This window comes from Paracoccus rhizosphaerae (genome assembly GCF_026162645.1).
Taxonomy (GTDB): domain Bacteria; phylum Pseudomonadota; class Alphaproteobacteria; order Rhodobacterales; family Rhodobacteraceae; genus Paracoccus; species Paracoccus rhizosphaerae.
Genome location: NZ_JAOTBE010000025.1, coordinates 24,185 through 50,458, shown reverse-complemented (window position 1 = coordinate 50,458; position 26,274 = coordinate 24,185). Strand labels below are relative to the sequence as shown.

Here is a 26,274-nt window from a genome sequence, read left to right as displayed (position 1 = left end):
GGCGCTGAATCCGGATGGATCGGGCAGCTGGGTGATGGTAGTCTCTGGCATGGGCATATCCCTTTCTCGGTTGAGAATTGACGGCGTTCTGATCACCGCCATGATATGCCGCCCCCCCCCCCCCGAGGCATCACCAACTTTCGCTCATTACTCCCAGTTTCTGCTCCATGCGCAGTGTCTGGCGGATACGAAATCGGGCTGTGGTTTCACGGCCGACCCAAGTGCATGCCCTCCGTTGGCCACGCAAACCAACCTCAAGATCGGACAAGCGCAGCATCGGCTGCAAAGACAAAGGGCGGCCTGATGGCCGCCCTTGCTCGTCTTGAAGGGGAAGGTCAGAGCGTGCGCTCGACTTCCTCGCGCTCAAAGATCTCAATGACATCGCCCGGGCGGATGTCGTCGTAGTTCTCGAAGGCCATGCCGCATTCCTGACCGGACTGCACTTCCTTGACCTCGTCCTTGAAGCGCTTGAGGGTCTTCAGCGTCCCTTCGTGGATCACCACGTCGTCGCGCAGCAGGCGCACACCGGCGGACCGGCGAGCAACGCCCTCGGTGACCAGGCAGCCCGCGACCTTGCCGACGCCGGTGACCTTGAAGACCTCCTTGATCGAAGCATAGCCGATGAAGTTTTCGCGAACCTCAGCTGACAAAAGGCCGGATGCGGCGGCTTTGATGTCATCCACCAGATCGTAGATGATCGAGTAGTAGCGGATCTCGACCCCCTTCTGGTTGGCGGCATTGCGGGCCGGAGCGTTGGCGCGGACGTTGAAGCCGATGACCGGCGCACTGGACGCTTCGGCCAAGCCGATATCCGATTCGGTGATCGCGCCAACGCCATAATGAAGGACGCGGACGCGGACCTCGTCGTTGCCGACTTTTTCCAGCGCCTGGACGATCGCCTCGGCAGAGCCCTGCACGTCGGCCTTCACGACCACCGGCAGTTCTGCCACGTTCACGTCGGCCTTGGCCTTGGCCATCAGTTGTTCCAGCGTCGTCGCGGCACCGGCGGCGGCGCGCTTGTCCTTGGCCTGCTGGACGCGGTAATCCGCGATCTCGCGCGCCTGGGCTTCGGTCTCGACGACGTTCAGAACGTCGCCCGCCTCGGGCGTGCCGTTGAGGCCCAACACCTCGACGGGAACCGAGGGACCGGCTTCCTCGACGCGCTCGCCCTTGTCGTTGATCAGCGCGCGGACCTTGCCCCACTGTTCACCCACGACGAAGATGTCGCCGCGGCGCAGGGTGCCGTGCTGGACCAGGACCGTCGCGACGGGGCCACGGCCCACGTCCAGCTGCGCCTCGATCACGGCGCCTTGCGCGGCGCGCTTGGGATTGGCCTTCAGTTCGAGGATCTCGGCCTGCAGCGCGATCGCCTCCAGCAGGTTATCAAGTCCCTGGCCGGTCTTGGCCGAGACCTCGACATCCTGCACGTCGCCCGACATCTGCTCGACCACGACCTCGTGCTGCAGCAGGTCGGTACGAACCTTGTTCGGATCGGCCGAGGGCTTGTCGACCTTGTTGATCGCCACGATCATCGGGACACCGGCGGCCTTGGCGTGGTTGATCGCCTCGACCGTCTGCGGCATCACGGCGTCATCGGCCGCGACCACCAGGACGACGATGTCGGTGACCTGAGCGCCACGCGCCCTCATCGAGGTGAAGGCCGCATGGCCCGGCGTGTCGAGGAACGACAGCACGGCGCCGGATTCCGTCGTCACCTGATACGCGCCGATATGCTGGGTGATGCCGCCGGCCTCGCCCGAGACGACGTTGGCGTGACGGATCGCGTCCAGCAGCGAGGTCTTACCGTGGTCGACGTGGCCCATGATCGTGATGATCGGCGGGCGCGACTGCAGGTCTTCGTCCTTGTCGGTGACGGTGTCGATCACCTGCTCGACGTCCGAATCGCTGACGCGGACGGCGCGGTGGCCGAATTCCTCGATCACCAGCTCGGCGGTGTCGGCGTCGATGGGCTGGTTCATGCTGACCATCATACCCATCTTCATCAACGACTTGACCACGTCGGCGGCGCGTTCCGCCATCCGGTTGGCCAGTTCCTGCACGACGATGGTTTCGGGCAGCTGGACGTCGCGGACCTGCTTTTCGGCCCGGACCGACTGGCCCATCGCCTTCTGGCGGGTGCGCTCCTGCTTGCGCTTCATCGCGGCCATGCTGCGCTGGCGGCCGCCTTCGCCGTTCAGCGCCTGGTTCAGCGACAGCTTGCCCGAACGGCGGTTGTCGTCGCGGGTGGTCTTGGCGGTCTTGTCGCGGTCGGTGCGCTCGACCCGTTCGGGCTTGCGAGCAACCGCGGTCGAAACGCCCTTCGTCTCGGCGCGCGCGGCGGCGGCCTCGATCGCGGCCTGATCGGGCGCGGCCGGCTTGGCGGCGGCGGTCGGCTTGGCGCGCGGCTCGGCCTTGCGCTTGGCGGCTTCCTCGGCCTCGCGCGCGGCGCGGGCTTCTTCCTCTGCCTTGGCCTTCAGCGCCTCTTCGCGCTCGCGCTCCTCGCGGGCCTTGGCCTCGATCTCGGCGCGGCGACGCTCGCGCTCTTCCTCGCGGGCCTTTTCCTCGGCGGCGCGGCGGGCGGCGTCATCGGCCTCGCGCGCCTTGGCGGCGGCGAGGGCCTTCAGGCGGCGCTCCATCTCGGCATCCGAGATGCCCGCGGGGCGCTTCGAGGGATCGCCTGCCATCCGGGCGGTCAGGGGCGTCTTGGTCTTGTCGGCGACCTGGGTCTGGGCGGCGCCCGCCTTAGGCACCACGACGCGCTTGCGCTTTGTCTCGACGACCACGCTTTTCGTGCGGCCGTGGCTGAAGCTCTGCTTGACCTGGCCCGAACGGCCGCTGCCGCCGAGACCCAGGGGGGATTTTCCGTCTTTATCGCTCATCTGCGTCTTCATTCCTTCCCGACGGCCGCATTGCCGTCGTCATGCCCGCGCAGACCCGTCAGTCTGCCGGCTTCCAAGATCACCTTGTCCGTCAGGCCACCCGCCGCAAGCGCGCCGTGTATGACATGATCGCGCCCAAAGGACAAACCCAATTCTGATGCGGTCAGGCAGCCGAACCACCGTCCGCCGGTGGGCGTCCACAGCTTGCCCTTGCCGCGGTCCGACCCGTCGCTGGCCTGCAGCAGGACCTTGGCGCGCCCTTCGGCCAGCCAGCCCTTGACCTTTTCGAACCCCGCAACCGCCCGGCCTGACTTGCGCGCCAGCGAGATCAGGTCGACCAGTCGCCGCGCGACCCCGGCCTCGACCAGATCGGCCAGGTCCGGCGCTGCGTTCACCTGCGTCCGGGCCGCGCGCGAGAACAGGCCCTTGGCCACGGCCCGGTCCAGTGCCGCCCGGTCGGCGGCGACCCAGATGCCGCGGCCCGGCAGCTTCTCGGCCAGGTCAGGCACCACCTGCGCCTCGGGGCCGATCACGAAGCGGATCAGCCCGCGCTTGGGCTGAACCTCTCCGGTGGCGATGCACCGGCGTTCCGGGTCGTCCCGGTCCTTGTCACGTCCACCGCGGCTCAAGCTTTGCACAGAACCGGGGCGATCAGGCCCCGGCCTCCTCGTTGTCGTCGTCCTCTTCGGCCTCGTCCGCCTCGGGCTCAAGCTCGGTCGGATCGACCCAGCCCAGCAGGACGCGGGCGGTCATCACCATGGTCTGGGCCTCTTCCAGGCTGATGTCGAAGGGCTCCAGCAGGCCCTCGTCCTTGACGCGCTGGCCATTCACCGTGGTCCAGCCGCCGGCCAGTTCCCAGTCGGCGCAGGTGGCGAAATCTTCCAGCGTCTTCACGCCGTCCTTGGCCAGTGCCTCCACCATCTGGGGTGTCAGCCCCTCGAATTCAATAAGGCTGTCCTCGGCGCCAAGGGCGCGGGCGGCCTCAAGCGCGGCCTTGTTCTTCGCCTCCAGCACGTCGCGGGCACGGGCCTGCAACTCGGCCGCAGTGCCCTCGTCCACGCCGTCGATGGTGAGCAGCTCGTCCTGTTCGACGTAAGCCACCTCTTCGAGGTTGGTGAAGCCCTCGGCCACCAGCAGCTGGGCGAAGAATTCGTCCAGGTCCAGCGCCTCCATGAAGAGGGCGGTGCGGCTGTTGAACTCGGCCTGGCGACGCTTGGATTCCTCCTCATCCGTCAGGATGTCGATATCGAGGCCGGTCAGCTGGCTGGCCAGGCGCACGTTCTGGCCGCGCCGACCGATGGCCAGCGACAGCTGTTCGTCCGGAACGACGACCTCGATCTTGTTCGCCTCTTCATCGAAGACGACCTTGCTGACCTCGGCGGGCTGCAGCGCGTTCACTAGGAACGTCGCCTGATCCTCGTTCCACGGAATGATGTCGATCTTCTCGCCCTGCAGTTCACCCACCACGGCCTGCACGCGGCTGCCGCGCATGCCGACGCAGGCGCCGACGGGGTCGATCGAGTTGTCATAGCTGATGACCGCGATCTTCGCGCGGCTGCCGGGGTCGCGGGCCACGGCCTTAATTTCGATAACGCCGTCATAGATTTCCGGCACCTCCATCTTGAACAGCTCGGCCATGAACTGCGGGTCGGTGCGCGACAGGAAGATCTGCGGCCCGCGCGTCTCGCGGCGGACGTCCTTGACATAGGCGCGGATGCGATCGTTCGGGCGATAGCTTTCGCGGCCGATCTTCTCGTTGCGGCGCAGGATCGCCTCGCCGCGGCCTACGTCGACGATGATGTTGCCGTATTCCTCGCGCTTGACGACGCCGTTGATGATGGTGCCGGCGCGGTCCTTGAATTCCTCGTACTGGCGGTCGCGCTCGGCCTCGCGGACGCGCTGCAGGATCACCTGCTTGGCCGACTGCGCGGCGATGCGGCCCAATTCGACCGGGGGCACCTGCTCCTGATAGACGTCGCCGACCTGCGGACCGCCGGCGAAATCCTCCAGCCGCGCATCGTCGCGGGTCCAGAAGTTTGCCGGGTCGCGCTGACGCTCGAAATAGGGGCGGGCCTGTTCGGCGGTGAATTCGGCCTGATAGTTCTCGACCGCGTCGTCCTCGACCACGGTGCGCACGCGCGTGAAGGTCGCGTTGCCGTTCCGGCGGTCGATCTTGACGCGGATGTCCATCTCGGCCCCGTAGCGCGACTTGGCGGCACGGGCGAGGCTGTCCTCCATCGCCTCGATGACCAGCTCGGGCTCGATCATCTTCTCGCGGGCGACGGCTTCGGCCGTCTGCAGCAGTTCAAGCTGGTTGGCAGAGGTGATCGCCATCGCTCACTCCTTGGTCTCGGCGCTCTCGGCGCCATCGTTGTCGTCGGTTTCGATCGCGTCGAAGGCGGTTTCGTCCAGGTTGTCGATCTCGACCCCGGCTTCCTTCTTCTGACGCAGCATTTCCTTGATCAGCTCGTCCGTCAGGACCAGCTTGGCGTCGGCCAGCAGGTCGAAATGCAGGCCGATGGTGTGGGTCTCGCCCTGCTCCTCGATGTTGATCAGGACCTCCTCGCCCTCGACCCCGGCCAGCGTGCCCTTGAAGCGCTTGCGACCATCGATGGGCTGGGAAAGGTCCAGCCGCGCCTCATAGCCCTCGAAGGTCGCGAAGTCCTTCAGCCGGGTCAGCGGGCGGTCGATGCCGGGGCTGCTGACCTCGAGGTGATAGTTGTCGGCGATCGGGTCCTCGACATCCAGCGTGGCGCTGACGGCGGTCGAGATGTCGGCGCAGTCGTCCACGTTGATGCCGCCCTCGGGGCGGTCGGCCATGATCTGCAGCGTCGCGGTCTTGCCGCCCTGCATGCGGATGCGCACCAGCTCGAACCCCAGATCCTCGATCACCGGCATGATGATCTCGGCTAGGCGGCGGTCGATGGCAGTCTTCGCGATCAGATCGTTCGTGGAAGGCAGATCGGTGGACATGGGATCCTTTCGGACATGAAAAAGGGGCCGTCAGCGGGCCCCATGCGGAAGTTCCGGTGGGCAGGGTTTGGACGCCTGCACCGCTGTTGAAAGCCATATAGCGCCGCGGTCGCCGGAATGCAAGCGGACTCAGCTGTCCGCCGCACCGGGGTTGTCGCGCCAGATGCACCAGTTGAGCGCAGTGGCGACGACCAGCCACGCTACATAGGGCAGCAGCATCGCCCCGGCCCAGCCGTCCAGCTGCCAGAAGGCCGCCGTCATGCTGGCCACCGTCACCAGCAGCGTGACGATGACCACAAGGCCACCCGCCATCTGCCGCGCCCCGAAGAAAAGCGGCGTCCAGAGGGTGTTGAGCGCGATCTGCGCCGCCCACAGCGCCAAGGCCACGCCCGCGCCGGGCAGCACCGCCACCCGCGCCGCGGCAACGGCCGACAGCAGGTAGATCAGCGTCCAGGCCACCGGAAATGCCCATTTTGGCGGCGTGAAGGACGGCTTCTTCAGCCGGTCATACCAGGGGCCGGGCTTGAAGATCACGCCGGTCGAGGCCGCGGCGACGCTGGCCAGCAGGAAGATCAGGAACAGGGTCATCGGCGGGCTTTCCGGTTGCGGTCGCGGTCCTCGTCCCGGATCGAATCCATGACGGCGACCAGTTCGGCGGTGATGCGGGGTTCGGACAGGGCATGCCCCGAAGCAGGGACCAGCCGCAGGTCGCAGTCCGGCCAGCCCTGCGCCAGCGAATGGGCGCCGATCGGCGGGCAGACCATGTCATAGCGGCCCTGGACGATCACCGCCGGCAGATGCTCGATCCGGGAACGGTTGCGCAGAAGCTGGCCCTCCTCGAGGAAGCACCTGTTGCTGAAATAGTGGTTCTCGAGCCGCGCGAAGGCGCGGGCATATTCCGGGGGCGCGTGGCTCAGACCCGCCGCCTGCAGCCCGGCCAGCGCGTTTTCCCACATGAGCCAGGGCTGAGCATATCGCGCCTGACGCCCCAGGTCGTCGTCGAAAAGGCGCCGGTGATAGGCGCCGATCATGTCGCCGCGTTCGGCTTGGGGGATCGGCTCCTGGAACTGCGCCCAGAGGTCGGGGAAGAACCGCGCTGCTCCGCCGCCATAGAACCAGTCCAGCTCGGCTTGCGTCCCCAGGAAGACGCCGCGCAGGATCAGCCCGCTGACGTGATCCGGATGCGCCTCGGCATAGGCCAGCGCCAGCGTCGCCCCCCAGCTGCCGCCGAACAGCAGCCAGCGGCCGACGCCCAACTGCGCGCGGATCGCCGCGATGTCGGCCACAAGATGGTCGGTGGTGTTCGCCTGAACCTCGGCCGTCGGGCGCGACCGCCCGCAGCCGCGCTGGTCGAACAGCACGACCCGGTAATGGGATGCGTCGAAGAAGCGCCGCATGAACGGGCTGCAGCCGCCGCCGGGGCCGCCGTGCAGCACCAGGACGGGCCGTCCTTCGGGATTGCCGCATTCCTCGACATAGAGGCTGTGGCCGTCGCCGACCTCGATCGTGTGCCGCGCATAGGGCTCGACCGCCGGGTGAAGGCGGCCATGTGACGCGGAGATTTGTCCTGCCAATCGGTCCATCCTCCTACTATAAGGCCCATTGACGCCGCCCGCCAGAAGGAGCCGCCATGACCAGCATCGACCCAGCCGAGATCGCCAAGTTCGAGGCCATGGCCGCCGAGTGGTGGGACCTGAACGGCAAGTTCCGGCCCCTGCACCTGATGAACCCGCTGCGGCTGGACTACATCGCCGACCAGATCGCCGCCGAATTCGGCCGAGACCGGCGTGGGCTGAGGCCGTTCGAGGGGCTGCGGGTGCTGGACATCGGCTGCGGGGGCGGCCTGGTCAGCGAGCCGATGGCGCGGCTGGGGGCCGAGGTGGTCGGCGCCGACGCGACCGAGGTCAACATCGGCGTCGCCCGCGCCCATGCCGACCAGCAGGGGCTGGAGATCGATTACCGCGCCACCACGGCCGAGGCGCTGGCCGACGCGGCCGAGGTCTTCGACGTCGTCCTGGCGCTGGAGATCGTCGAACATGTCGCCGACCCTGCCGCCTTCGTCGCCACCTGCCAGCGGCTGGTGCGGCCCGGCGGACTGGTGATCGTCTCGACCCTGAATCGGACGGCGCGCAGCTTCGGCGCGGCCATTCTGGGTGCGGAATGGATCATGCGCTGGCTGCCGCGCGGCACGCATGACTGGGCGCGCTTCATCACGCCGGACGAACTGGCCGCCAAGGCCGAACGCGCGGGGCTGGTCGTGGCCGACCGCCGGGGAATGGTCTTCAACCCGATCACCTTCGGCTGGCGGCTGTCGGACCGGGACCTGTCGGTGAACTATATCCTGACGGCCCGGCGGCTCTAGTCGCCGCCTTCCAGCTGCGCACGCAGTTCGCGCAGGACGGGCAGGGCGCCGCGCACCTTCTCGGCGCCGATCTTGCGGACGACGCCACCGATCAGCGGCATGAAGGCCGCCAGCGCGCTGTCCCGCGCCGCACGGCCCGCCGGGCTGATCGACACGAACTTGCGCCGCGCGTCGTCCCAGTCGGGGCGGATATGGACATGCCCCGCCCATTCCAGTCGCGACAGGGTGTTCGTCATCGCGCCGCGGGTGACGTGGAACGCCTCGGCCAGCTGGGCGGGGGTGCGTTCCTCGTTCACATGGGCCAGAAGGTTCAGGACCGAAAAGTGGGAAATCTGCATGCCGCGCGGCAGCGCCTTGCTGATCAGGTTGCGCGACAGCTGCTCGGCGATCAGCACCTCGGCGAAGAGGCTGGCGGCCAGGCGCTCGGTCGCCTGCGATCCGCTGCGGTGGTCAGGTTCTGTCGTGCGTGCGGTCATCGGGCTCCGGGGCCGCGAAGGGCCGGTCATGCGTCAGGGACGGAATGCGGGACCGTGCCCCGTCAACGGCGGACAGGTCAAGGGTGACGACCACGGGACCCGGCGTCACACCCCCGTCGGACAGCACCTTGCCCCAGGGGTCGACGACCAGGCTGTGGCCGTGGCTGCGGCGCGGCCGGCGGTCCGGGCTGTTCGGGGCGGGATGCGTGCCGCATTGTGCAGGGGCGAGGACGAAGCACCCCGTCTCGATCGCCCGCGCCCGCAGCAGGGTTTCCCAATGCGCCTCTCCGGTGGCGGGATTGAAGGCCGAGGGCACCGTCAGGATCCGCGCCCCAGCCTGCGCCAGCCGCCGATAGAGATGCGGGAAGCGGACGTCATAGCAGATGGTCATGCCGACAGGAACGCCCGCGGCCCGCGCCAGGGCGGCCCGGTCGCCGGGACGATAGGCAGCGCTTTCGCGGAAGGTCTCGGTCGCGCTGATCGCCACGTCGAACATGTGCAGCTTGTCATAACGCGCGGCGATGGCCCCATCCGGGGCGATCAGCAGGCTGCGGTTGGCAAAGCGGCCGTCCGCATCGTCGGTGGCCAGGGCCAGCGATCCGACCAGCAGCCAGATGCCCAGGTCCTGCGCCTCAGCCCGCAGGGCGGCCAGGGTCGGGTCCCGATCCTCGCGCTGCAGGACGCGGGCCTGCCAGGCGCGATCCGGCGACAGCAGGTTCGTCGCCTCGGGCGTCAGGACCAGCTGCGCGCCTTGCGCGGCGGCGTTGCGGATCATCGCGACCGTCGCGGGCAGGTTGACGGCCGGATCGTCGCCGACCGTCAGCTGGATCAGCCCTACGGTCAGCGACGAGGGCGCCATCAGGCGGCGCCCTTCAGCAGCGGGTCCAGCTTGCCCGCACGGTCCATCGCATAAAGATCGTCGCAGCCGCCGACATGGGTGCTGCCCACGAAGATCTGCGGCACGGTGCGCTTGCCATTAGCGCGCTGCGTCATAGAGGAGCGCAGCGACGGGTCGGTGCCCACGTCGATCTCGTTGTAGTTCACGCCCTTCTGATCCAGAAGCTGCTTGGCCCGGATGCAGAAGGGGCAGGTGCGGGTGGTATAGATCTCGACGGTCATGATGTTCCTTTCGGGTCGTGTCGCGTCCTATCTAGTGATCCTTGACCGCCCGTGCCAGAACCGCGACCGAAACCGGCCCCGATCCCGCCGCCAGCAGCGCCATCGCCGCCGTCGTCATCGTCGCGCCAGAGGCCATCACGTCGTCAACCAGCAGAACGGGCCGACCCTGCAGCAGACTTGCGCAGCGCCGATTCACCGCCAGCGCGTCCTGCTGATTGAGAAACCGCTCGGCCGCGTCGCGGTGGTCCTGAGAGGCGGTGTGCCGCGCGCGGACCAGCAGGTCCGCCCGATGATCCAGCCCCAGTGACCGCGCGACGCGGGCCGAGACCTGGGCGGCCTGGTTGTACTTGCGCCGCATCAGCCGGCGCAGGTGCAGTGGCACGGGCGCCACGATCATGCCCGGCTGGACCAACGAGCGCGCGGCCTGCGCCAGCCAGCCCGCCATCGGCGGGGCCAGGTCCAGGCGGTCGCCGTGCTTCAGCGCCAGGACCAGCCTGCGTGCCGTGCCGTCATAGACCAACGCCGCCCGCCCCCGCGACCAGGGCCGGACGGCGGTCAGGCAGTCGTCGCAGACCAGAACCTCTTCCTGCCCCAGGCCGTCGTCGGGAAGGGGAACGCCGCAGCAGTCGCAGCAGGCGCCGGTGATGAAGCGTGCCTCGGGCCAGCACTCGGCGCACAGGTGCACGCCGCCCGTGTCGCCAACGCCCGCCCCGCAGGACAGGCATTGCGGCGGATAAAGCACCCGCAGCCCCGCTTTTATCGCGCCCGAAAGCACCCTATGTTCCAGCCCCATGAAGATCCCCGCGCCCGAACGCCCCGCCCTGACAGATCGTGATGCCCTGCTGCGCCAGCGCGACCGCGCCCGGCGGATGGGCGTGGCCGACCTGTTCCACCAGATCGCCGCCGACGAGGTCGAGGATAGACTGGCCGAGGTTAACAGAACCTTTACGGCGCCGGCCATCGTCACCGGTTTCCCCGAGCTCTGGCAGCCGCGCTTTCCGGATGCGCGCATCGTGGCCGACGATCCCGTGCTGGACCTTCAGCCGGGGGCGCATGATCTGGTCATCCATGCCATGTCGCTGCATTGGGCCGACGATCCGGTGGGCCAGATCGTCCAGTCAGCGCGCGCGCTGCGCGAGGACGGGCTGTTCATCGCCGTGTGCTTCGCCGGCCAGACGCTAGCCGAGCTGCGCGCCGCCTTGGCACAGGCCGAGGCCGAGGTCCTTGGCGGCCTGTCCCCGCGCGTCCTGCCGATGGGCGAGATCCGCGACCTGGGCGGGCTGCTGCACCGGGCTGGGCTGGCCCTGCCGGTGGCGGACCTGCTGCACCAGCGCGCCAGCTATCGCGACCTGGCCCATCTGGGCCGCGACCTGCGCGCCATGGGCGAGGGGAACGCGATGGCCGCGCGCCTGCGCCGCCCGACGCGCCCCGAGGTCATGGCCCGCGCCGGCGCCCTGCTGGCCCAGGCCAGCCCCGACCGCGACGATCCGTCCCGTGTCGCGGTGACCTTCGATCTGGTCTTTCTGACCGGATGGGCGCCGTCCGACAGCCAGCCGAAGCCCCTGCGGCCCGGTTCGGCGCAAAAGTCCCTGGCCGATGCCTTGCAAGAAATCAGGAAGAAAGACAGATGAGACCGACTCATGCGCCCGCCGACCACCCCTCGATCAAGCCCGGCAAGACCGGCATCCTGATCGCCAACCTGGGCACGCCGGCTGGCTATGACTATTGGTCGATGCGCCGCTATCTGTCCGAGTTCCTGTCGGACCGCCGGGTCATCGACATCGCGCGGTGGAAGTGGCAGCCGCTGCTGCAAGGGATCATCCTGACCAAGCGGCCGTTCAGTTCGGGCAAGAACTACAAGCTGATCTGGAACGAGGAGGCGAACGAAAGCCCCCTGATGACCATCACCAAGTCGCAGACGAAAGCCCTGGCCGACCTTGCGCAGCAGGAATGGGGCGACCAGGTCGTGGTCGATTTCTGCATGCGCTATGGCAACCCGTCCACCGACGACGTGCTGGACCGGATGGTGAAGGCGGGCTGCCGCAGGATCGTCTTCCTGCCGCTTTATCCGCAATATGCGGGGCCGACCTCGGCCACGGCGAACGACCAGCTGTTCCGGTCGCTGATGAAGCAGACCTGGCAGCCCTCGGTCAGGACCTGCGATCCGTATTTCGATCGGCCCGATTACATCAAGGCGCTGGCCGACAGCGTGCGGCGCACCCTTGGCGACCGCAAGCCGTCGAAGCTGGTCGCGTCCTATCACGGCATGCCCAGGCGTTACCTGATGCAGGGCGACCCCTATCACTGCCAGTGCCAGAAGACCTCGCGCCTGCTGAAGGAGGAGCTGGGATGGGAGGACGGCATCATCGACACGACCTTCCAGTCGGTCTTCGGCCGCGAGGAGTGGCTGCGCCCCTACACGGTCGAGCATGTCGCCGAACTGGCCCGGCAGGGGCACGGCGACATCGCAGTGATCTCTCCGGCCTTTGCGGCGGACTGCATCGAGACGCTGGAGGAGATCAACGGCGAGATCCGCGAAAGCTTCGAGGAAGCCGGCGGTCACGGCTTCACCTATATCCCCTGCCTGAACGACGACCCGTCGCACATCCGGGTGATGCTGGAGGTGATCCGCGAGAATATCCACGGCTGGGTGGCATGACGAAGGGGGCCCCGCGGGCCCCCTGAGATCAGGTCATCACCAGGACCTGCGTCCCGATCTTGGCCAAGCCGAACAGCTCGGCGATGTGTTCGTTGTAAAGCCCGATGCAACCGTTCGAGGACTTGCGCCCGATCTTGCGCGTGTCGTGCGTGCCGTGGATGCGGTAGTACTGCCAGGACAGCCACAGCGCGTGAGTGCCGAGCGGGTTGTCCGGCCCCGGCGGCACGAAGTCCGGCCAGGAGGGGTTGCTTTCCTTCATCTGCGGCGTCGGCGCCCAGGACGGCCCCTCGACCTTCTTGATGATCTCGGTCCGGCCCGTGCGGGTCAGGTCGGCGCTGACCGGGATCGAGGACGGATAGACGCGATAGGTGGCCTCGTCCTCGGACCAGAAATGCACCGCGCGGGACGTCAGGTCGCACAGGATCGCGCCGTTGGTCAGGTTCTGGAAATGCGGCCGCCAGTCCTGCATCCGGAAGCTGGAGATGTTGTGCTGTGGCCCGGTGTTCATCGGTGCGGCGGGCGCGGCCGGGATCTGCTGGCCCAGGGCCGGCAGGGCCAGACCGGCGGCGGCGATCGCGGCGGCGGCACCCAGGAAGGCGCGGCGGTCGAGTTTCGGGGCGGTGCTCATGTGCCAGGGGTCCTTCGTTCGGATCGCCGCTCTTGTGGCGGCCTTCTGCTGGTGCCGAATATAATCCCGCGCGTGCGGGCGGGCAATTCAAACGGCCGGGATGGAAGGCACTTGGGAAGCAGGCGGCACGCTCACGCGAAGTTGCGTTTGAACAGCTTGGGGCCATTCGCTAGACCTGACGCAAAACCGGCGAGGGATGCGGAAAATGAAGCATATCAATGCAGTTGCGATTCTGGCGCTGGTGGTGGCCGGGGCCTGCGCGCCGCGGCACCTGCAGCAGGCTCCGATGGCAGACCCCGTGGGACAGGCCGCTCCGGTCGCCCCGCCCGTCGATGACAGCGCGGTGATTTCCGCGCGCGTGTTGCAGCAGATCAACACGCTGCGGGGCAACCTGTCGCTGGCGCCGCTGAGCCCGAATCCCCAGCTGGACGCCGCTGCCCTGGCGCATTCGCGCGACATGTCGGCACAGAACCGGGCGTGGCACTGGGGCTCGGACGGGTCATCCCCCCTGGACCGGACGCGTCGCCAGGGCTTCAGCGGGCACCTGATCGGCGAGAACATATCAGAGACTTACGAGAACGAGATCGAGACCCTGTCCGCCTGGATGGGCACCCGCGATACGCGCGACGTGATCATGGACCCCGCCGCGACACAGCTTGGCTTCGCCTGGTTCAAGGAGCCGTCTGGCAAGGTCTGGTGGACGCTGCTGACGGCCAACTGAACGGACCGCCCCGGTCGCGCCGGGGCGCCATGCATCACGGATAGATGACCACCGGCACGCCGGGCATCAGCGCCGCGTAGATCTCCTGGATCTCTTCGTCGGTGACGGCGATGCAGCCGGCCGTCCAGTCGCGCTGGCGGGGGAACAGGTTGTTCCCGTCCGGTCCGCGGCCGTGGATGAAGATGTCGCCGCCCGGATCGCGCCCCTGCGATGCGGCAAAGGCCCGGTCGGCTGCGTTCGGATAGGAGATCCCGACCGACAGGTGATAGGCGCTGCGCGGGTTGAACCGGTCGACGTAGTAGATCCCCTCGGGCGTCTTTCCGTCGCCCGAGAACTGCTTGTGCCCAACGGGCTGGTTGCCCAGGCTGATGTCATAGGACTTCACGACGGTGCTGCCGCTGAGCAGGTGCATTCGCCGTTCGCCCTTGTTGATTGAGACTTGGGTGATCGGCGCGCCTGAATAGCGTTCGAACTTGCTGGGCTTTTGCGGCCGGCCGCATGCGGCCAGCAGGGCAAGCGCCGAAATGGTGAAGGTCCGGCGGGTCGTAATGCTCATCACTGCCTCTGACGCGTTTTTGTTTTTTGTAATCCGGCAATATCACGGATAGGCCGGAACCTGCTAGCGAAGCGTTAAGCCCGCGACGATTTCGACATGGGGGGAATGGCGGAACTGGTCCACCACCCACAGCCGGTCGATCCGATACCCGGCGTCAGCCATAATCCGCGCATCCTTGGCGAAATTCACCGGGTCGCAGGCCACCATGGCGACGACGGGCACCCGCGCGGCAGCGATCTGACGGCTTTGCGCCTCGGCCCCGGCGCGCGGCGGGTCGATCACGATCGCGTCAAATGGCGCCAGCTCGTCCGGCAGCAGGGGGCGGCGGGCCAGGTCACGCACCTCGGTTGTGACGCGGTTCAGGCCCGGCGTCTGACGCCGGGCCGAATCAAGCGCCGACAGCGGGGCGGACAGCCCCTCGACCGCGTGAACCGAGGCCGTTTGAGACAGCGGCAGCGTGAACGTCCCGCAGCCGGAGAACAGGTCGACGATCCGCCCGGCCCCCGCCACGGTCCGGTGCACGGCGTCGAGCAGCGCGGCCTCGCCCTCGGCAGTGGCCTGCAGGAACGCGCCGGGCGGCGGCAGCACCTGCGCCCGGCCCATCGGCAGCAGCGGCGGACGGCGGGTGATGGCGTAGCCGTCCCAGTCCAGCCGCGCCAGATCGCCCTCGTCGGCCAGCGCCGCGAGGGCCTGGAACAGCGCCGCATCCATGGGCTTGCCGCCCCGCACCGACAGGTCCAGCTCGGCCGGTCCGTGGATCACGGTCAGAGTCACCTCGGCCTGTCGGGACGCGCCCGCCGCCACGATCCGCCGCAGCAGCGGCAGGGCGGCGGTGATCTGCGGCCGCATCACATGGCATTCCTGCAGATCCACGATCACATCCGAGGCGCGGGCGTGAAACCCCAGCAGCGCCCCCTTCTTCGTACGCCGCCCGGCAAGCACCGCCCGCCTGCGCGACTGCAGGGGCGACACATGGATCCCCGCGACGGGCGCCGAAAGCCCCTGGGCGGCCAGTGCCGTCTCGACGACCTGCCGTTTCCACCCGGTCGTGAAGGCGTCCGAGGCATGCATCAGCGAACAGCCCCCGCAGGCGCGGTAATGCCCGCAGATTGGCCGCACGCGCTGGTCAGACGGCTGAAGGATGCGGGGCGCGGCAATTCGGCCGTCAACGGCCTCGCCCTCAATCACCTCGCCCGGCAGGGTCAGGGCGGCAAGGGCGCGGCCAGCCTCGCCCTCGGCCACGCCATCGCCCTTGCGGCCCAGGCGCGTCACCGTCCACTGGCTCACTCGGCGGCCTCCTCGGTGCCGAGAAAGCCGCCGGACTGGTGCGACCAGTACCGGGCATATCGGCCTTGCCGCGCCAGCAGTTCGTCGTGGCTGCCCTGTTCGACGATGCGCCCGTCCTCGATCACCAGGATGCGGTCCAGTTCGGCGATGGTGGACAGGCGGTGCGCGATGGCCAGGACGGTCTTGCCCTGCATGGCGCGGGTAAGGGCGTCCTGCACCTGCGCCTCGACCTCGCTGTCCAGGGCGCTGGTGGCCTCGTCCAGGACCAGGATCGGCGCGTCCTTCAGGAAGGCGCGGGCCAGCGCGATCCGCTGGCGCTGACCGCCGGACAGCTTGACGCCGCGTTCGCCCAGATGGGCGTCATAGCCGGTGCGCCCGGCATGGTCCTGAAGCGTCAGGATGAAGTCATGCGCTTCGGCCGCGCGGGCTGCGGCGACGACCTCGGCCTCGGTCGCGTTGGGACGGCCATAGAGGATGTTGTCGCGGGCCGAGCGGTTGAACATCGCCGTTTCCTGCGTGACCATCGCGATCTGGCGGCGCAGGCTTTCCTGCGTCACGTCGCGCAGATCGTGGCCGTCGATGCGGATCGCCCCCCGCTGGACGTCATAAAGCCGCAGAAGCAGCGCCACCATGGTCGACTTGCCCGCCCCGGACGCGCCGACGACACCGATCTTCTCGCCCGGCGCGATCTCCAGCACCATGTCGCGAATGCCGCCGTCGTCGCGGCCATAGGCGAAACCCACGTCGTCGAAGGTGATGCGCCCCTGCACCCGTTCCAGCACGTGGGCGCCGGGGTCGTCGGTCAGGTCGTGGGGCGGCGACAGGGTCCGCATGCCGTCCTCGACCTCTCCGATATTGCCCCACATCCCCATCAGCGCCATGCTGACCCAACCCGTCATCTGCGACAGCCGCATCGCGATCGCGCCCGAGGCCGCGACGTCGCCCACCGTGGCCGCGCCATCGCGCCACAGCATGATCGTGCCGCCGACCAGGATCACCGGCAGCAGGCCCGCCACGATCATCAGCGACAGGCGGAACCAGGTCGAGACCACGCCGAAATCCAGCGCGCGTTCGCGGAATCCCGCCATGGCCCCAAGCGCGGCCTGATCCTCGTGCCTGGCATGGGCGAACAGCTTGACGGTCTTTATGTTGGTGATCGTGTCGACGACCTGCCCGGTCACGTTCGCGCGGGCCGAGGCGCGTGCCCCGGACTTGGCGCGGATGCGCGGCAGGAAGAACCGGATCAGCGCGAAATAGGCCGCCAGCCAGACCAGCAGCGCCAGCGCGCCCCAGCCATCGACCGCCAGCAGGAATGCCGCCGACCCGATGACCGAGGCGAGCGCAAAGGCCACCACGTTCACCGTCTCGGACGCGACGTCGGTCACGGCGCGGGCGGTCTGCATCTGCTTCTGCGCCAAGCGCCCGGCGAAGTCGTTGTCGAAGAACGTGACCGCGTGGCCCATGGTCCAGCGGTGCAGGCGCGACAGCACGAGGGGAAGGATGTTCGGGCCGATGATCACGTTCGAGCTGGCGGTGGACAGGCCGAAGATCGCCGGGCGGATGACCAGGAAGAAGCCGGCGAACAGCAGGACCAGCGGCCAGTTGTCGGCCCAGAAGGTCCCTGCCGTGCTGCCGGTCACGGCATCCACGACCAGGCCCAGAAGCATCGCCGAGACCACGTCGGCCGCGCCGCCCAGGGCCGAGGCGACGGCCGCAAAGCCAAGGCCCTTCCATGCCCCGGACAGGCACCACCGGAAGAAGGCCAGCAAGGTGCGGGGCGGCGGCCCTTCGGCGGGGCGAAAGGCATCGACCATGCGTCCGAAACGGGCGTGCAGGCTCATGCTGTGTCCTCTCCGGCCAGAAGGGCCGCGTCGATCAGGGCGGGGGCGGGCAGCGAAAAGCCCGACTCGATCCATGCATCTTCGGCTGCCTTCAGGCCACGGCCCAGGGCGGGACCCTGCAGATGCGGCTGAAGATCGGCCGCGGAAACCGGCAGCGGGTTCGCCCTGCAGGCGGAGCGGGCCTCGGGCCATCCGGGTCGGGGCATGGGGTGGTCGGCGGCGGTCTGAACCAGCCGCGCCGCATCCTCGGCCAGGGAGCTGTCCAGCCGATAGGCGATGCGGCTGAAGGACCAGTCCTCGACCAGCGCGGCGACCAGCTTGCGATGGTCGCGCGCCTCGGCCCGCGACAGCCGAAGGACGTTCGTGAGGTCGGCCTGAGACAGCGCCACCAGTCGTGCCAGCCACCCTGTCTGGCCGGGAAGGCTCTCCAGCGCCCGAAGTCGCCCCAGGGTCGCATCGGGAAGCACCTTCTGCAGGACGCCGGTTTCCGACATCAGACGAAGGGCGGGAAGCGGGTCGGCAGCGGCCAGAAGCTTGCGCATTTCCTGGCCGATGCGTTCGCAAGAGATATCGTCCAGACCGTCGCGACCGTCTTGGCAGGCCTGCAGGGCGTCCCGGTCGGCATGTCGGCCGTAGCGGGCGAAGAAGCGGAAGAAGCGCAGGATGCGCAGGTAGTCCTCGCGGATGCGCCGAGCCGGGTCGCCCACGAAGCGCAGGCGCCGGTCGCGCAGGTCGGCCAAGCCGCCCACGGGGTCAATGACCGTGCCATCGGCATCCGCATAGAGCGCGTTCATGGTGAAGTCGCGGCGTGCCGCATCCTCGGCCATGTCGGTCGAGAAGGCGACGACGGCATGGCGGCCGTCGGTCTGGACGTCGCGGCGGAAGGTGGTGACCTCGAACCCTCGGCCTTCGGCGACAACGGTGACGGTGCCGTGGTCGATCCCTGTCGGTACGGCGCGCAGGCCGGCGCGGGCGGCCAGGGCCACAGTGCGGTCTGGCATTGCGTCGGTGGCAATGTCGATGTCATCGACCGGCTCGCCCAGCAGGGCGTTCCGGACCGCGCCGCCCACCAGGTAGGCTTGATTTCCCTGCGCCTCCAGCGCGTCCAGCACCCGGTGCAGGACCGGGTCGGCCAGGATGTGGTCAGGTAACCTGGTCACGGCGCCAGCCTTTGCGCCAGCCCGAGGAGGATCCGCGCCGTCGCGCCCCACAGGTAATATGGCCCGAAAGGCGCTGCGTGATAGCTGCGCCAGCCGCCCCGCCAGCGCCGCCGCTGGGTGCGATAGCTGGCGGGGTCGGCGACATGGGCGAAGGGCAGAGTGAATGCCTCCTCGACCTCGCCCGCTTCGGGGATCGGGGTGAAGGGGCCGTCGATGATGGCCACGACGGGCGTCACCGAAAACCCCGTGACCGTGCGGTGCGGCGGCAGGCAGCCCAGGATGCGGACCTGCGCCGGGTCGAGAGCAATTTCCTCGTGCGCCTCGCGAAGCGCCGCGGCGGTGGCGTCGGTGTCGATCGGCTCGACCTTGCCGCCGGGCAGCGCGATCTGGCCTGGATGATGGCGCAGCCCCGATCCGCGCTTCGTCAGGACCAGCCGGCCGTCGCCGGCGTGAAACGCTGCCAGAACCCCCGCCGCCCGCAGCGTCGTGTCCGGCGGCGCGACCTCCGGGTTCAGGTCATAGTCCGAGCTTGGCCCCGACGCTGACGCCAGCGCCTCGCGCAGCCTTGTCTCGGACCAAGGCAGGCTCACTCGGCCGCCTTGTCGCTGTCGCTCAGCGGATTGCCATCGGCATCTACGGTCGCCTCGAAGCCCAGGCTTTGGGGGTCGAACTCGTAGTGCGCGCCGCAGAACTGGCAGTCGGCGGTAACGATCCCTTCGTCGGTCGTCATGTGGCGGATGTCCTTGGCGGAATAGATCGACAGCGTGTCGCGCACACGGTCCGCCGTGCAGGAACAACCGAACTCGACCCGCTGCGCGTCGAAGACCCGCGGCGTCTCCTCGTGGAACAGCCGCAGCAGCAGGTCGGTCGGCCCGACCGAGGGGCCGATCAGTTCCAGCGTCTCGACCGTGTCCAGAAGCAGGTTGGCACGGTTCCAGTTCTCGGATTCGCCGCCCTGCAGGATGTCCGCGGCCTCTATCAGGCCGCCTTCGCCCGATCCGCCCTCGCCCGTGGCGACTGGCTGGGCGGGCAGGGTTTGCAGCATGACGCCGCCCGCGCGCCACTGCGCCGCCCGACCGACCACCCGCGACAGGCCGGAGGCCAGCTGGAACCGCGTCGGCAGCTGTTCGGACTGCGCGAAATAGGTCTGCGCGCAGGCCGACAGCGACCCGCCGGCCAGCGGCGTGATGCCCTGATAGGGCGTGCTGCCCTGGCCCTGGTCGATCAGGATGGCGAAATAGCCCTCGCCGATCTGTTCGAAGGGCGCGCGGGTGTCCAGGCGGTCCGCGTCATAGCTGGCCCAAGCCCGGACGCGGGCGGGGGCGCCCTCGGATTCGGGAGCGTAATAGTCGGCGGCGATGGTCCGCACAGCGCCATTGCCGCGAACCTGCAGGCTCAGCTTCCAGCGCAGCTTGATCGTCGGGCCGATCAGCGCCGTCAGCAGCGCGACCTCGGCCACCAGGGCGCTGACGACCGGCGGATAGTCGTGACGCGACAGGATGTGGTCCAGCACCCCGTCCAGCCGCACGACGCGGCCGCGGATGTCCGAGCGGTCGAGTTGGAAGGGCAGGACGGTGTCGTCCCAGGCGATCTGGTTCAGCGTGTTCATCAGCGATCCCTGAAATGTCGGTGGCGCCGCCAGGCGGGCCGGGTTGCGCCCTATATAGGAAATTCCCCGGCGATCCCAAGGGGGGCCGTGGTCCCGCCTTTCGCACTGCCGCCCTTCGGGGTATGACGGTGCCGCCGCAACAAAGGTGCACGATGATCCCGCGCTTTGGACAGATCCCGGACCGCCAGACGTCCTATCGCCGGCGTCCGGGCGCCTATGCCATCCTGACGCGGGGCGGACGGATCCTGCTGACCCATCAGGCCGCGCCCGAGCCGGAATTTCAGCTGCCTGGCGGGGGGGTCGATGCTGGCGAATCGCCCCTGGCAGCGCTGCACCGAGAGGTGGCCGAGGAGACCGGCTGGACCATCGGCGGGGCGCGGTTCCTGGGCAGCTATCGCCGGTTCTGCCATATGCCCGAATATGACCTGCAGGCCGAGAAGCTGTGCCAGATCTGGCAGGCGCGGCCGATCCTGCAGCTGTCTATGCCGTCCGAGCCGGGCCACAGCGCGCACTGGGTCGCGCCCGCCGAGGCGCTGCGGCTTCTGGTCGATCCCGGCTCGCGCCACGCGCTGCGCCGGTGGCTGTCGCTGGGGACGCGCGGCTAGTCCAGGCGCAGCAGCAGCGACTCTGCCCGGTATTCCAGCAGAACGGCGGACATGTCGTCCTGCCGTTCACCGCGGCAGTATTCCGACACCGACCACGCCATCGATTCGAGAAACGAGTGACCGTGCAGGAAGGCGTTGGTGCGCATCACCGCCTCCAGCCCCTCATTGCCCAGTTGCCGGCCGTTCGGGGTCTGCGCCTCGGTGATCCCGTCAGATGCGATCAGCAGGCGGTCGCCGGGGTTCAGCGTCACCTCGATTTCGTCGAAGATCGGTTCATCCATCACGCCGATCGGCATCCCGCCCCGGCCCAAGTGCTGGATGGTCCCGTCGCTGCGCTGCAGGACCGGGTGCGGGTGGCCCGCCTGCACCATCCGCAGCTGGCCCGTGCGGTGGTTCAGCTCGCCATAGATCATGGTGAAATAGCTGTCGGTATTCATCTCCTCAAGCATCATGTTGTTGAAGAAATGCGCCAGCGCCGCTGGACCCGCCGCGTCCTGCCCGCTCTGCGCACCGCGCAGCGCGACGTTCTGGTCCGACGATCCCGACAGATGCACCGACAGCTGCGCGGTCAGCAGCGCGGCCGTCACGCCATGGCCCGAGACGTCCAGCGCATAGATGCCGATGCGATCGTCACCGATCGGGAAGAACCCCACCAGGTCACCGCCCACATGGCCCGCCGGGCGCAAGAGCAGGCTGATTTCAACCCGGCCAAAGCGGCCAGAGCGTTCGCGCACCAGCCCCTGCTGCAGCTTGCGCGCCTCTTTCAGGTCATGCTCGATCACGGCTTGGGTGTCTGACAGCTTGGCCAAGGCCTCGCGCAGCTGCCGGTTGCTGGCGCGCAGCTCCTCCTCGACCCGGATGATGCGTTCACCTGCCGAGAGCCGAGCCAGCAGCTTCAGCGGAACGATCGGCTTGGCCAGGAAATCGTCTGCCCCGGCTTCGAGCGCGGCGGTGATCTCGGCGGCGGCCACGGTTCGTGTCAGGATGACGAAATACCCGTGGTTGCTTCGCTGCATGGTCCGGAACGCGCGGCAGAACTCGACCCCCGTCATGTTCGGCATGTCCCAATCAGACAGCACAAGGCGGGGCGACAGTTCCTGGCAAAGCGCAAGCGCCTCGGCGCCATCTCTTGCTTCGACCACATCGTATCCGCCGCGTCTGAGAAGGCGGGCCAGCAGGCGGCGTTCTTCGTCGTTATGATCGGCCAGCAGAACCAGCCGCCGGTCGGGGGCGGCGGGGTCGTCGGCGGCGGGAAGGGGTCGATTCGCGGGCTTCATGCCCTTGTGTCTATCGCCCCTGCCGTAAAGATCGGGTAAACCGATGCACAGCGTGTAAGTTGATCTTTGAAAGCTGCCCCGACGTCAGACCAGCAGTTCGGCCAGGATCTTGTCGTTCGTGATGTCGCGATAGGCGATGCCGGCCTCGTCCAGCCGCGATTTCAACGCAGCAATGTTGTCCGACCGGCTGGTCTCGATCCCCAGAAGGATCGAACCGAAGTTGCGCGCCGACTTCTTGAGGTATTCGAACCGCGCCACGTCGTCATCCGGTCCCAGAAGGTTCAGGAAGTCGCGCAGGGCGCCCGGACGCTGCGGCAGGCGCAGGATGAAATAGCTTTTCAGGCCCGCGAAGCGCTGCGCACGTTCCCTGACCTCTGGCAACCGTTCAAAGTCGAAGTTCCCGCCCGAGCAGACGCAGACCACCGTCTTGCCGGTCAGGTCGCCAAGGTCGCCAAGCACGTCCAGCGCCAGGGCGCCGGCAGGCTCCAGCACCACGCCCTCGGTGTTCAGCATCTCCAGCATGGTGCAGCAGATGCGGTCCTCGGGCGCCAGATGCACGTCGGCGGGGGAGAACCGCGACAGCGTCTCGAAGGGCAGGGCGCCGATGCGCGCGACGGCGGCGCCATCGACGAAGCTGTCCACCGCCGGAAGGGCGACCGGCGCCCCGGCCTCCAGCGCAGCGCGCAGGCTGCCGCCGCCCAAGGGTTCGGCAAAGGCAAAGGCGGTGTCGGGCGCTTCGGTCTGCAGAAGGCGCGTGACGCCCGAGGACAGGCCCCCCCCGCCCACCGGCAGCACCACCAGGTCGGGCGCGCGGCCCAGCTGGGCCAGCATCTCCATGCCCACGGTCGCCTGGCCCTCGATGATGTCGGGCGCGTCGAAGGGCGACAGGAACTGCGCGCCTTCCTTGGCACAGAATTCCTGCGCGGCCGCCAGGGTCTGATCGAAATAATCGCCCGTCAGCACGATCTGGACCGCGTCGCCGCCGAAGATGCGGGTCTTGTCGATCTTCTGCTTGGGCGTCGTCACTGGCATGAAGATCGTGCCGCGCGCGCCGAAATGGCGGCAGGCAAAGGCCACGCCCTGCGCATGGTTTCCGGCGCTGGCGCAGACGAAATGACCCGGTTTCCCCGGCCCGACCAGCTTGCGCATGGCATTGAACGCCCCGCGCAGCTTGTAGCTGCGCACGGGCGTCAGATCCTCGCGCTTGAGCCAGATGTCAGCGCCATACTTGGCCGACAGGTGATCGTTGCGCTGCAACGGGGTAGGCTCGAACAGGTCGCGAAGCGCGGCCTCGGCCAGACGGACGGAGGCGACAAAGTTTTCCATGCCCCGCCCATGCCGCGAAACTTGCTGTTTGGCAAGCGTCAGCCCGACTTCAGAACGGCCCGCAGCGACTTCTTGATCTGGCCGCCGCAATAGGCGTAGCCGAAACGGGCGTCAGTGTCCTGCCTCATCCGGCGCAGCGCGGGGCTGTCCATCAGGCGGTGCGACATGGCGTGGACGCGGGGTGCGGCATCGCGCAGCAGTCCGTCCAGCACCGGCAGCTTGTCGGTCATGGTGGCCCACAGGACCGCCGTCGTCAGGTCCGCCAGCCCCGGCGCGTCACCGCCCAGCAGCAGATCGCCGTCGCCGTGGCGGCGGGCGGTGTCCTCCCAGATCGCCATCCAGCGTTGCAGGCGGGGACGGTATTCGGCCCACGTGTCGTCGGTCCACATCTTCTGGCCGCCGTTCAGCGTGATCTCGTCCAGCACGTCGTTGGCGTCGTTGACGACCTTGGTGGTCAGCGCGGCGCGCTAAGGCTCAGTGGGCATCAGGTCGAACCGGCGGCCCAGGTGGAACAGGATCGATGGCATCTGCGCAATGGCGACGCCGCCTGCCTCCACCAGCATCGGCGGGGCCATGAAGGGGACAGGTTGATCGGCCGGTTCGCGCGACATCATGTCCGACACGGCATCGGCATCTGGTTCGTCCCAATCGGCCCCGGCATGGGCCAGCACCGCGCGGATGAACTGCCCCCTGAACGGCAGAGGCCAATAATAAAGCGTGAAGTCGGCCATCGTGTCCCCCTGGCTGTCGCGATGTCCGGTCAACACCTGTTGGGCCTGATGGTTTCGCGCCGCCTCTGCCCTTGTGACGTGGCGCGAATGGCCGTATTCCCGCGAAAACTTGAATGAGGGGTTGACCGCATGACCGACGCGCCGAAGAAAGTCGTCCTGGCCTATTCCGGGGGCCTGGACACCTCGATCATCCTGAAATGGCTGCAGACCGAATACGGCTGCGAGGTCGTGACCTTCACCGCCGATCTGGGCCAGGGCGAGGAGTTGGAACCTGCGCGCCAGAAGGCCCTGATGCTGGGCATCAAGCCCGAGAACATCCACATCGTCGACGTGCGCGAGGAGTTCGTGCGCGACTTCGTGTTCCCCATGTTCCGGGCCAACGCCCTCTATGAAGGGCTCTACCTGCTGGGAACGTCCATCGCACGGCCGCTGATTTCGCAGCATCTTGTTCGGATCGCGCAGGAATCGGGCGCGGATGCGGTGGCGCATGGCGCGACGGGCAAGGGCAACGACCAGGTCCGGTTCGAACTCAGCGCCTATGCGCTGGACCCGTCGATCAAGGTGATCGCGCCCTGGCGTGAATGGGACCTGACCAGCCGCACCAAGCTGATCGAGTTCGCCGAGAAGAACCAGATCCCCATCGCCAAGGACAAGCGCGGCGAGGCGCCCTTCAGCGTCGACGCGAACCTGCTGCACACCAGCAGCGAGGGCAAGGCGCTGGAGAACCCTGCCGAGGCCGCGCCTGATTACGTCTATCAGCGCACCGTCAACCCCGAGGATGCGCCGGACACGCCCGAGTTCATCGAAGTGACCTTCGAGAAGGGCGATGCGACGGCCATCAACGGCGAAGCGATGTCGCCCGCCACGATCCTGACCAAGCTGAACGAACTGGGCGGCCGGCACGGCATCGGGCGGCTGGATTTCGTCGAGAACCGCTTTGTCGGCATGAAGTCGCGCGGCATTTACGAGACGCCGGGCGGCACGGTCCTGCTGGAGGCCCATCGTGGGATCGAGCAGATCACCCTGGACAGCGGCGCGGGCCACCTGAAGGATTCGATCATGCCGCGCTATGCAGAGCTGATCTATAACGGCTTCTGGTTCAGCCCCGAACGCGAGATGCTGCAGGCCCTGATCGACAAGTCGCAGGAACATGTGACGGGGACAGTGCGGCTGAAGCTCTACAAGGGTCTGGCGACCTGCGTGGGCCGTTGGTCGGACCATTCGCTGTATTCCGAGGCGCATGTGACCTTCGAAGACGATGCAGGCGCCTATGACCAGAAGGATGCGGCGGGCTTCATCCGCCTGAACGCGCTGCGCCTGAAGCTGATCGCGAACCGCAACGCCCGGGTGAAGTGACCGGCACCCACGCCACCCCAAGGCCGCGGCACCCCGCGGCCTTCTCCCTGACCGGCCTTTTCCCACGGTAGCCGGCAGCAGCAGAAGGCCAACCATGACCGATCGACCTGCCCGCATCGCCATCGTCACCGTCAGCGACCGTGCGTCCCGCGGCGAATACGAGGACAAGGGCGGCCCCGGAGCCGAGGCGTGGCTAAGAGACGTCGTGACCTCCCCGATACAGGTCGAACGCTTAATCATCCCCGACGGGCGGGACGGCGTGGCCGCAACGCTTAGGGACCTCGCCGACGGCGGGGCCGACCTGATCCTGGTGACCGGTGGCACCGGCCCCGCGCCCCGTGACCAGACGCCCGAGGCGGTGATGGACGTCGCCCACAAGGAACTGCCCGGCTTCGGCGAGGAAATGCGCCGCGCCAGTCTGGCCGAGGTTCCGACCGCAATCCTGTCGCGCCAGACGGCGGCGATCCGGGGTGCGACGCTGATCATCACCATTCCCGGCAAGCCCTCGGCCATTGCCACATGCCTGAACGCGGTCTTCGCCGCCGTGCCCTATTGCCTTGACCTGATGGGCGCGGCACGCATCGAGACGGATCCGGCCAGGATCAAGGCGTTCCGACCCGGTTCCGGCTGATCCCTGCTGCAACCGGCGCAGTGGGTATTTGCGCAAAGAAGAAGCCGATTTCTCTTTTGTTCAAATACCCATTGGCGC

The 26,274-nt window shown here is 67.9% G+C and carries 28 protein-coding genes; 7 read left to right on the top strand and 21 right to left on the bottom strand.

The window, feature by feature from the left end; translation table 11 throughout:
* Window positions 1-335 precede the first annotated feature (335 nt).
* The 6 genes from infB to pip form a co-directional block, all read right to left on the bottom strand.
* Entirely contained in the window at window positions 336-2,879 is a 2,544-nt protein-coding gene (gene infB / locus OC184_RS10680; RefSeq protein ID WP_265507182.1) for a translation initiation factor IF-2, read from the bottom strand.
* 8 nt (window positions 2,880-2,887) lie between these two features.
* Window positions 2,888-3,508 carry an RNA-binding protein gene (locus OC184_RS10675; RefSeq protein WP_265507181.1) on the bottom strand — a complete coding sequence of 207 codons (621 nt, stop codon included), beginning with the start codon at window positions 3,506-3,508 and terminating at the stop codon, window positions 2,888-2,890.
* 22 nt (window positions 3,509-3,530) lie between these two features.
* Entirely contained in the window at window positions 3,531-5,213 is a 1,683-nt protein-coding gene (gene nusA / locus OC184_RS10670) for a transcription termination factor NusA (protein ID WP_265507180.1), read from the bottom strand.
* Window positions 5,214-5,216: 3 nt separating this feature from the next.
* Window positions 5,217-5,852, bottom strand: coding sequence for a ribosome maturation factor RimP (gene rimP / locus OC184_RS10665; protein ID WP_265507179.1), 636 nt, complete (start codon window positions 5,850-5,852; stop codon window positions 5,217-5,219).
* A 129-nt stretch (window positions 5,853-5,981) separates the two neighbouring features.
* Window positions 5,982-6,440 (bottom strand): tryptophan-rich sensory protein TspO, encoded by a 459-nt coding sequence (tspO, locus tag OC184_RS10660; protein ID WP_265507178.1) that lies wholly within the window; start codon window positions 6,438-6,440, stop codon window positions 5,982-5,984.
* Window positions 6,437-7,435 carry a prolyl aminopeptidase gene (pip, locus tag OC184_RS10655; protein WP_265507177.1) on the bottom strand — a complete coding sequence of 333 codons (999 nt, stop codon included), beginning with the start codon at window positions 7,433-7,435 and terminating at the stop codon, window positions 6,437-6,439. Before pip ends, tspO begins: the two co-directional genes overlap by 4 nt.
* Window positions 7,436-7,482: 47 nt before the next feature.
* Here pip and ubiG point away from each other — a divergent pair, with 47 nt between their 5' ends.
* Window positions 7,483-8,214, top strand: coding sequence for a bifunctional 2-polyprenyl-6-hydroxyphenol methylase/3-demethylubiquinol 3-O-methyltransferase UbiG (ubiG, locus tag OC184_RS10650; RefSeq protein WP_265507176.1), 732 nt, complete (start codon window positions 7,483-7,485; stop codon window positions 8,212-8,214).
* Here the strand turns inward: ubiG and OC184_RS10645 are convergent.
* The 4 genes from OC184_RS10645 to OC184_RS10630 are packed head-to-tail and all read right to left on the bottom strand — an operon-like array spanning window position 8,211 to window position 10,602.
* Window positions 8,211-8,690, bottom strand: a complete 480-nt coding sequence (locus OC184_RS10645; RefSeq protein ID WP_265507175.1) for a MarR family winged helix-turn-helix transcriptional regulator — start codon at window positions 8,688-8,690, stop codon at window positions 8,211-8,213. The genes ubiG and OC184_RS10645 overlap by 4 nt on opposite strands.
* Window positions 8,665-9,534 carry a carbon-nitrogen hydrolase family protein gene (locus OC184_RS10640; RefSeq protein WP_265507186.1) on the bottom strand — a complete coding sequence of 290 codons (870 nt, stop codon included), beginning with the start codon at window positions 9,532-9,534 and terminating at the stop codon, window positions 8,665-8,667. The genes OC184_RS10645 and OC184_RS10640 overlap by 26 nt, the downstream gene beginning before the upstream one ends.
* 14 nt (window positions 9,535-9,548) lie before the next feature.
* Window positions 9,549-9,812: a glutaredoxin 3 gene (grxC, locus tag OC184_RS10635; RefSeq protein ID WP_265507185.1), complete on the bottom strand. Its 264-nt coding sequence runs from the start codon at window positions 9,810-9,812 to the stop codon at window positions 9,549-9,551.
* Between the two features lie 28 nt (window positions 9,813-9,840).
* Complete coding sequence (locus OC184_RS10630; RefSeq protein ID WP_265507174.1) at window positions 9,841-10,602, bottom strand: double zinc ribbon domain-containing protein; 762 nt, start codon at window positions 10,600-10,602, stop codon at window positions 9,841-9,843.
* Here OC184_RS10630 and OC184_RS10625 point away from each other — a divergent pair.
* Both OC184_RS10625 and hemH read left to right on the top strand, forming a co-directional pair.
* Window positions 10,601-11,440: a methyltransferase domain-containing protein gene (locus OC184_RS10625; RefSeq protein ID WP_265507173.1), complete on the top strand. Its 840-nt coding sequence runs from the start codon at window positions 10,601-10,603 to the stop codon at window positions 11,438-11,440. The two genes, OC184_RS10630 and OC184_RS10625, sit on opposite strands and share 2 nt — an antisense overlap.
* On the top strand, window positions 11,437-12,468 hold the full coding sequence (gene hemH / locus OC184_RS10620; protein WP_265507172.1) for a ferrochelatase: 1,032 nt from the start codon (window positions 11,437-11,439) through the stop codon (window positions 12,466-12,468). The genes OC184_RS10625 and hemH overlap by 4 nt, the downstream gene beginning before the upstream one ends.
* 28 nt (window positions 12,469-12,496) lie before the next feature.
* Here the strand turns inward: hemH and OC184_RS10615 are convergent, their stop codons facing one another.
* Window positions 12,497-13,096, bottom strand: coding sequence for a L,D-transpeptidase (locus tag OC184_RS10615; protein WP_265507171.1), 600 nt, complete (start codon window positions 13,094-13,096; stop codon window positions 12,497-12,499).
* A gap of 205 nt (window positions 13,097-13,301) precedes the next feature.
* Between OC184_RS10615 and dalA the strand changes: the two genes are divergently transcribed.
* Window positions 13,302-13,817, top strand: coding sequence for a divisome-associated lipoprotein DalA (gene dalA / locus OC184_RS10610; RefSeq protein WP_265507170.1), 516 nt, complete (start codon window positions 13,302-13,304; stop codon window positions 13,815-13,817).
* Between the two features lie 34 nt (window positions 13,818-13,851).
* Here the strand turns inward: dalA and OC184_RS10605 are convergent, their stop codons facing one another.
* The 6 genes from OC184_RS10605 to hslO form a co-directional block, all read right to left on the bottom strand.
* Window positions 13,852-14,373: a L,D-transpeptidase family protein gene (locus OC184_RS10605; protein WP_265507169.1), complete on the bottom strand. Its 522-nt coding sequence runs from the start codon at window positions 14,371-14,373 to the stop codon at window positions 13,852-13,854.
* A gap of 63 nt (window positions 14,374-14,436) precedes the next feature.
* Window positions 14,437-15,660: a class I SAM-dependent RNA methyltransferase gene (locus tag OC184_RS10600; RefSeq protein ID WP_265507168.1), complete on the bottom strand. Its 1,224-nt coding sequence runs from the start codon at window positions 15,658-15,660 to the stop codon at window positions 14,437-14,439.
* Window positions 15,657-17,501 carry an ABC transporter ATP-binding protein gene (locus OC184_RS10595; RefSeq protein WP_265507167.1) on the bottom strand — a complete coding sequence of 615 codons (1,845 nt, stop codon included), beginning with the start codon at window positions 17,499-17,501 and terminating at the stop codon, window positions 15,657-15,659. The genes OC184_RS10600 and OC184_RS10595 overlap by 4 nt, the downstream gene beginning before the upstream one ends.
* Complete coding sequence (locus OC184_RS10590) at window positions 17,498-18,661, bottom strand: CCA tRNA nucleotidyltransferase (protein WP_265507166.1); 1,164 nt, start codon at window positions 18,659-18,661, stop codon at window positions 17,498-17,500. Before OC184_RS10590 ends, OC184_RS10595 begins: the two co-directional genes overlap by 4 nt.
* Window positions 18,658-19,251, bottom strand: a complete 594-nt coding sequence (locus OC184_RS10585; RefSeq protein WP_265507165.1) for an NUDIX hydrolase — start codon at window positions 19,249-19,251, stop codon at window positions 18,658-18,660. Before OC184_RS10585 ends, OC184_RS10590 begins: the two co-directional genes overlap by 4 nt.
* The gene (gene hslO / locus OC184_RS10580; RefSeq protein WP_265507164.1) at window positions 19,248-20,270 is read right to left on the bottom strand and encodes an Hsp33 family molecular chaperone HslO; all 1,023 of its coding nucleotides are present in this window, start codon (window positions 20,268-20,270) and stop codon (window positions 19,248-19,250) included. The genes OC184_RS10585 and hslO overlap by 4 nt, the downstream gene beginning before the upstream one ends.
* Before the next feature lie 152 nt (window positions 20,271-20,422).
* Here hslO and OC184_RS10575 point away from each other — a divergent pair, with 152 nt between their 5' ends.
* Window positions 20,423-20,875 (top strand): NUDIX hydrolase, encoded by a 453-nt coding sequence (locus OC184_RS10575; protein WP_265507163.1) that lies wholly within the window; start codon window positions 20,423-20,425, stop codon window positions 20,873-20,875.
* Here the strand turns inward: OC184_RS10575 and OC184_RS10570 are convergent.
* The 4 genes from OC184_RS10570 to OC184_RS10555 form a co-directional block, all read right to left on the bottom strand.
* Window positions 20,872-22,152: a PP2C family protein-serine/threonine phosphatase gene (locus tag OC184_RS10570; RefSeq protein ID WP_265507162.1), complete on the bottom strand. Its 1,281-nt coding sequence runs from the start codon at window positions 22,150-22,152 to the stop codon at window positions 20,872-20,874. The two genes, OC184_RS10575 and OC184_RS10570, sit on opposite strands and share 4 nt — an antisense overlap.
* 84 nt (window positions 22,153-22,236) lie before the next feature.
* On the bottom strand, window positions 22,237-23,478 hold the full coding sequence (gene ilvA, locus OC184_RS10565; protein WP_265507161.1) for a threonine ammonia-lyase IlvA: 1,242 nt from the start codon (window positions 23,476-23,478) through the stop codon (window positions 22,237-22,239).
* 38 nt (window positions 23,479-23,516) lie between these two features.
* Window positions 23,517-23,936, bottom strand: a complete 420-nt coding sequence (locus OC184_RS10560) for a hypothetical protein (RefSeq protein WP_378927291.1) — start codon at window positions 23,934-23,936, stop codon at window positions 23,517-23,519.
* 9 nt (window positions 23,937-23,945) lie between these two features.
* On the bottom strand, window positions 23,946-24,245 hold the full coding sequence (locus tag OC184_RS10555) for a thioredoxin domain-containing protein (RefSeq protein ID WP_265507159.1): 300 nt from the start codon (window positions 24,243-24,245) through the stop codon (window positions 23,946-23,948).
* Between the two features lie 93 nt (window positions 24,246-24,338).
* Here OC184_RS10555 and OC184_RS10550 point away from each other — a divergent pair, with 93 nt between their 5' ends.
* Both OC184_RS10550 and mog read left to right on the top strand, forming a co-directional pair.
* On the top strand, window positions 24,339-25,565 hold the full coding sequence (locus OC184_RS10550; RefSeq protein ID WP_265507158.1) for an argininosuccinate synthase: 1,227 nt from the start codon (window positions 24,339-24,341) through the stop codon (window positions 25,563-25,565).
* A gap of 94 nt (window positions 25,566-25,659) precedes the next feature.
* On the top strand, window positions 25,660-26,196 hold the full coding sequence (mog, locus tag OC184_RS10545; RefSeq protein WP_265507157.1) for a molybdopterin adenylyltransferase: 537 nt from the start codon (window positions 25,660-25,662) through the stop codon (window positions 26,194-26,196).
* Window positions 26,197-26,274: the final 78 nt, after the last annotated feature.